This window comes from Mesorhizobium sp. M1A.F.Ca.IN.020.06.1.1 (genome assembly GCF_004023265.1).
Lineage (GTDB): Bacteria > Pseudomonadota > Alphaproteobacteria > Rhizobiales > Rhizobiaceae > Mesorhizobium.
Genome location: NZ_RZSR01000377.1, coordinates 1 through 5253, shown reverse-complemented (window position 1 = coordinate 5253; position 5253 = coordinate 1). Strand labels below are relative to the sequence as shown.

Genomic DNA, 5253 nt, shown 5'->3' with positions numbered 1-5253 from the left:
CTGGAACTGCGTGCCGCGGCTCGGGACGACCTTCGGCAGCGTGGCGAGGATGTCCTTCCAGACCGCCTGGCCGCCCCAATAGGGCTGGCCCTGCGCGACGTAAGGATCGTCGAGCGCGGAAATCAGCGACGGCACCAGGCCGAAATCCTTCAGCATGGTGATCTGGCCTTCATTGGTCTCCAGCGTGTATTTCAGATAGGCGTAGGCCGCTTCCTTGTTCTTGCTGGCCGAGGTGATGGCCAAAGAGGAGCCGCCGAGATTGGCGGCGCGCGGGCCGTCGGCGGTCAGGCTCGGCATCAGGTAGACGCCCCATTTGCCGCTTTCCTTCGGCGATTCGGTGCGGATCGTGCCCTCATACCAGCCGCCATAGACCTGGGTGGCGACCGTGCCGGCGGTGTTGTTGGTGATCTTGGTCGACCAGTCGGCGGAAGAAACGATGCCGGCGTCCTTCATTTCCTTGACCTTGGTCATGGCGTCGACGCATTTCGGCTGGTTGACCGTGATCGACTGGCCGTCCTCGGCGAAATAGGCGCAGCCCTGCTCATTGGAGATCATGCGGAAGAATTCGGTATCGCCGTTGAAGTCGGCGTTGGTCATTATGACGCCGGGGTTGGCGGCCTGGATCTTCTTGCCGGCGGCGATGAAATCATCCCAGGTCTTGATCGATGCGGGGTCGACACCGGCCTTCTCGTAGAAGTCGCGGCGGTAGAAGACGGCGACCGGGCCGGAATCCCAGGGCATCGCATAGGCCTTGTCGCCGACCTCGAGCTCGGTGCGCTTGAAATCGGGGAATTTCTTCTGGTCTTCCGCGCTGTAGCCCAGCGTGTGCAGGTCGACGAAGCAGTCCGGGAACTGGCTCCAATAGTTCTCGGCCTCGCCGTTCTCGATCGAGACGATGTCGGGCAGACCGACGCCACCGGCGGCGCAGCCGGCGATCGACTTGTCATAGGTCGGCTGGTTGCCGAGGTCCTGAACGGTGACCTTGATGTCGGGGTACTTCTTGTTGAAGCCTTCGACGGTGGCCTTCAGCGACGAAGCGGCGATGTTCCAGCTCCAGATCGTGAGTTCGCCGGATTGCGCCAAAGCGGGGCCGGAGCCCAGGGCAAGCAAAAGCGCGGCGCAGGTCAGTGTGGTGCGCATTGAAATCCTCCCATTTCGTTTGCTCTCTCACCGTGAGCCTGGCTAGATTATGCGGCGCGGAAGGCTTGTCCCCGACAAAGGGAATAAGAAATTGGCGGAAAGTAAGATGCCTCAGCGTCCGTTCTACCAGCCAGGCGCGAGCAGCGTCGAAGGCCTGCCGCTGGCCTTGCAGATGTTCCACAACCAGCCGTTGGTGATGCTGAAGCCGCATTGGCACGCCCAGGTCGAGGTCAACTTCATCGTGCGCGGCAGCGTGCACTACCGCATGGCGGAGCATGAGATCGCGCTCTCTGCCGGTGAGATGTGCCTGTTCTGGGGCGGGCTGCCGCACCAGATGGATGATCTCACCGATGACGCCATCTATGCCGGCGCGCATCTGCCGCTGGTGCATTTCTTCAGGCTGCATCTGCCGGCCGATGTCCGGCATCGGCTGATGACGGGCGCGACGCTGGTGACGAATGCCACCGACCAGTCCGACAACGACAATTTCAAGCGCTGGAACGAGTATGCGCGCTCGGGCGATGCGGCCAAGGCCGAACACGCCGTCAACGAGCTGCTCTTGCGGTTGGAGCGCGTGCGCTTCGAGCCGTACCGGCTGGTGCCGGCAACCGCGTCCGGACACGGCGCCGGCAGCGCCTTCGACCAGCAGTCCTCGCGAAATGTCGGGCGCATGTGCGATTTCATCGCCGAGAATTTCCTCTACGACATCGACTGCGTGAACATCGCGGCGGCGGCCGACATCCATCCGAAATACGCCATGAGCCTGTTCAAGAAATCGACCGGCATGACGCTCAACGAATATGTCAATCTGCTGCGGCTGAGCTATGCCCAGGCGCTTTTGATGCATGAGGGCGCCAATGTGCTGAAGGTCGCCATGGACTCGGGCTTCGGCTCGCTCAGCGCCTTCAACAAGTCGTTCCGCAAGCTTGCCGGCATGTCGCCCTCCGATTTTCGCAGGGCGGGCGTGCGCTGAAGCCCGCCGTCAGGCGGCCGGCTCCCTCACCGCGGGGAAGTCGACGATGACGGCAAGCCCTGGATGGTTGTCCTCCAGCGTGATCGACGCGCCATGCAGGTCGGCGACCGCCTTGACGAGGCTTAGGCCGAGGCCGCTGCCCGGCGTCGTGCGGCTGGAATCCAGCCGGTAAAGCCGCTGAAAGACCTTTTCGCGCTCGCCGGCCGGAATGCCGGGCCCATCGTCGCGGACATGGACGAGGACACGCTCGCCCTGCTTTGTCACCGACAGCTCGATCGCTGTGCCGGGGGGACAGTGCCTGAGCGCGTTCTCGACTAGGTTGGCGAGCATCTGCATCAGCAGGTCGCGGTCCCCGTGGACGTACCATTTGGTGTCCGGAACGAGCGTCGTCGACAACGATTTTCCGTCATCCTCGGCGACGTCGGCATAGACCTCGCCGATGGTGTCGACGACACTGCCGACGTCGAGATCGACAAAGCGGGCCTTGCGCGCGCCGGCCTCGATCTGAGCGATGCGCAGCAGCGCATCGAAGGTGTCGTTGATCTGCCGGCTTTCGCTGCGCGCATCGGCCAGCTCGGCTGAAACGGTCTCGCCGGAGGCGGTCTTGTCGGCAGCCTGCTCCAGGATCATCTGCAGGCGGTTGAGCGGCGTCTTCAGGTCGTGCGCGATGTTGGCGCTCACCTCCCGCATGCCGTCGACCAGGCCCGACAAGCGGTCGAGGGCTGCGTTCACCTGGGTGGACACGGCGTCGATGTCGTCGCCATTGCCGGTCAACGGGATGCGCGCGTCGAGCCGTCCGTGCGAGACGTCGACCATGGTGGCGGCAATGCCGTCGAGCCGCCGCTGGACGCGCGAGGCGAGCAGGGCGCCGCCGGCAATGGCGAGCCCGGTGATAAACAGCGTGCCCCAGCCGAAGCTCATCAGCACGATGGTCTTCAACTCGTCCGTCTCGGCAAGCGAGAAGGCAACCGTCAGATTGTTGCCGCCGACCTCGCCGGTATAGGCGCGGTACATCGTGTCGGGCGGCACGCCCGGCAATCTGGCGGCGAACATCGAGAAACCGTCGGGCAGGCCGGAGGCGGTGAAATTGCCTGCCAGACGGTTGCCGGCGGGGTCGGTCAGCGAGAAAAGCTGGTCCTTGTCGGGGCTGAGGTCGGCGTTGTTGTTGACCGAGGCGACAAGATCCTCCTTGTCGTTGGCGGCATAGGTCAGGGCAACGACCGAATAGGTCTCCTTGATGGACTTATCGAGCCGCCTCGCCAGATCGGCGCTCATCAGCTGATAGACGACCGCGCCGGACAGGATGAAGGCGAGCACGAACAGGAAGGCAAAGGTCAGTGCCAGGCGGAACGGCGTGCTGCGCAGCAGGCTGGGGCGTGCTTCCTTCATCGTTTCAGGCGGGGCTCGGCCAGAACAGCCATAGCAGGGCCAGGGCCGCCACGATCCAGACGGCAATCATGAAGATCAGACCGGTCAGGCTGACCGGCCGGGTGCTGCGCGTGGCGGTGTCGCGGAATTCCCGCATGAGCCCGGCCGGAACCAGCTTTACCGCAAGCAGGATGCCGAGCGGAACGATTACAAGATCGTCCAGATAGCCGATGATCGGAATGAAATCCGGAATGAGGTCGACAGGGCTCAGCGCATAGGCCGCGACCGCGCCGGCCACGACCTTTGCGTACCAGGGGACGCGTGGATCGCGGGCGGCAAGCCAGAGCGCCACGACGTCGCGCTTCATGCGAAGCGCCCATTGCCTTGTGGAGTCCAGCATCGCCATGTCGCTTATATACGGACAGCCGGCCGGAGGCGCGAGCTGCGATCAGGCATGGATCGTCAACCCTGCGCGTGCAGGCTGTAGCCGGTGTTGCGCACGGTATGGATGAGCGGCACGTCGAACGGCCTGTCGACCTTGGCCCTGAGCCGGCTGATATGGGTTTCGACGACGCTGGTCTTGGGGTCGAAATGGAAGTCCCAGACGCGCTCCAGAAGCATGGTGCGGGTAATCACCCGGCCCTCGCCGCGCATCAGCACTTCGAGCAGGCTGAACTCCCGGGGCTGCAGGTCGATGGTCCTGCCCTGCCTGGTCACGCGCCGCATGATCAGGTCCATTTCGAGGTCGGCGACACGAAGGCTGGTCTTCTGCTCCTGCGCCGCCGGCCTCCGGCCGAGCGCGTTGATGCGGGCAAGCAGTTCGGAAAAGGCGAAGGGCTTGACCAGATAGTCGTCGCCGCCGGCCTCCAGCCCTTCCACCCGGTCGTCGACGCCGCCGATCGAGGTCAGGAATATCGCCGGCGTCTTGATGCCCGCCGCTCGCACCGCCTTGATCATCGACAGGCCGTCGAGACCGGGGACCATACGGTCGGCAACGATGACGTCATAGGCATTGCGGGTTGCCGCGGCGAGCGCTTCGTGGCCATTGCGCAGGAGATCGCAGGCGTGCCCGGCCTCGCTCAGTCCCCTGACGATGTAGTCGGCAGTCCTTGGGTCATCCTCAACCAGCAGCAGTCGCATCTTGGCCTATCGTCCGGTGTCGAGTTCAAGCGGCACGGTAGCATCGGCGAGGCCCCATTCCCACAAGCCGGACTTACGCAGGCCTGTCCGGGTCCTTACAAATTCGTAAGAATGATCGAAAATAATGGGAAGACCTCGCCGCCGGGCGCGAGAAAGGTTAGGGGAGCGCTGGCCCGGCCGGAGTGACTCAAATCGAATGGCTTACACATCGCTCAAGTCAGCGCCAAAGGCCTTCGACCAGCACAAGCGCCTGATCGTCGTCCAGGTCGCCGCAGTGACGGCCATCGTCTTGCTGCTGTTTGCCAAGCCGTTCCTCAGCGAGGGCTCGAGCGGACACGAGCTGATGGAGACGGCCGGCTTCGGCTTCGTGCTCGTCTGCTTTCTCGGCCGGCTGTGGAGCATTCTTTATGTCGGCGGCAGGAAGAACGACGAGCTGGTCGTCTCCGGTCCGTTCTCGATGAGCCGCAATCCGCTCTATTTCTTCTCGATCATCGGAGCGGTGGGTATCGGATTCGGCCAGAAACGCGGCGTCCGCTCGGCATAGGCCGTGTAGGCGGCGCCGAACTTGCCGGACAGGAACTCGGCCTCCCGGCCGGCGGTGAACGGGAAGACGAGGAAGCTTGCAAGCCCAA

6 protein-coding genes are annotated in these 5253 nt (G+C 63.8%); 2 read left to right on the top strand and 4 right to left on the bottom strand.

Annotated features, from left to right (window positions below):
- Positions 1-1140 (bottom strand): ABC transporter substrate-binding protein (locus EOA60_RS17415; RefSeq protein WP_164899370.1); only part of this gene is annotated, 1140 nt, incomplete at its 3' end.
- 106 nt (positions 1141-1246) lie between these two features.
- Here EOA60_RS17415 and EOA60_RS17410 point away from each other — a divergent pair.
- On the top strand, positions 1247-2113 hold the full coding sequence (locus EOA60_RS17410) for a helix-turn-helix domain-containing protein (protein ID WP_095799566.1): 867 nt from the start codon (positions 1247-1249) through the stop codon (positions 2111-2113).
- Between the two features lie 9 nt (positions 2114-2122).
- On the opposite strand, the gene EOA60_RS17405 is transcribed toward EOA60_RS17410, so the two are convergent.
- The 3 genes from EOA60_RS17405 to EOA60_RS17395 are packed head-to-tail and all read right to left on the bottom strand — an operon-like array spanning position 2123 to position 4621.
- Positions 2123-3502 carry a HAMP domain-containing sensor histidine kinase gene (locus EOA60_RS17405; protein ID WP_095825124.1) on the bottom strand — a complete coding sequence of 460 codons (1380 nt, stop codon included), beginning with the start codon at positions 3500-3502 and terminating at the stop codon, positions 2123-2125.
- A gap of 4 nt (positions 3503-3506) precedes the next feature.
- Entirely contained in the window at positions 3507-3887 is a 381-nt protein-coding gene (locus EOA60_RS17400) for a YkvA family protein (protein WP_095799568.1), read from the bottom strand.
- Positions 3888-3943: 56 nt separating this feature from the next.
- On the bottom strand, positions 3944-4621 hold the full coding sequence (locus tag EOA60_RS17395) for a winged helix-turn-helix domain-containing protein (protein ID WP_066991553.1): 678 nt from the start codon (positions 4619-4621) through the stop codon (positions 3944-3946).
- A 196-nt stretch (positions 4622-4817) separates the two neighbouring features.
- Here EOA60_RS17395 and EOA60_RS17390 point away from each other — a divergent pair, with 196 nt between their 5' ends.
- Positions 4818-5165 (top strand): methyltransferase, encoded by a 348-nt coding sequence (locus EOA60_RS17390; protein WP_128311661.1) that lies wholly within the window; start codon positions 4818-4820, stop codon positions 5163-5165.
- Positions 5166-5253: the final 88 nt, after the last annotated feature.

What these genes read in the sequence shown, in the direction of transcription:
- EOA60_RS17405 (WP_095825124.1), bottom strand. Translation starts at nt 3,502, where the DNA reads ATGAAGGAAGCACGCCCCAGCCTGCTGCGCAGCACGCCGTTCCGCCTG.
- EOA60_RS17390 (WP_128311661.1), top strand. Translation starts at nt 4,818, where the DNA reads ATGGCTTACACATCGCTCAAGTCAGCGCCAAAGGCCTTCGACCAGCAC.
- EOA60_RS17410 (WP_095799566.1), top strand. Translation starts at nt 1,247, where the DNA reads ATGCCTCAGCGTCCGTTCTACCAGCCAGGCGCGAGCAGCGTCGAAGGC.
- EOA60_RS17400 (WP_095799568.1), bottom strand. Translation starts at nt 3,887, where the DNA reads ATGGCGATGCTGGACTCCACAAGGCAATGGGCGCTTCGCATGAAGCGC.
- EOA60_RS17395 (WP_066991553.1), bottom strand. Translation starts at nt 4,621, where the DNA reads ATGCGACTGCTGCTGGTTGAGGATGACCCAAGGACTGCCGACTACATC.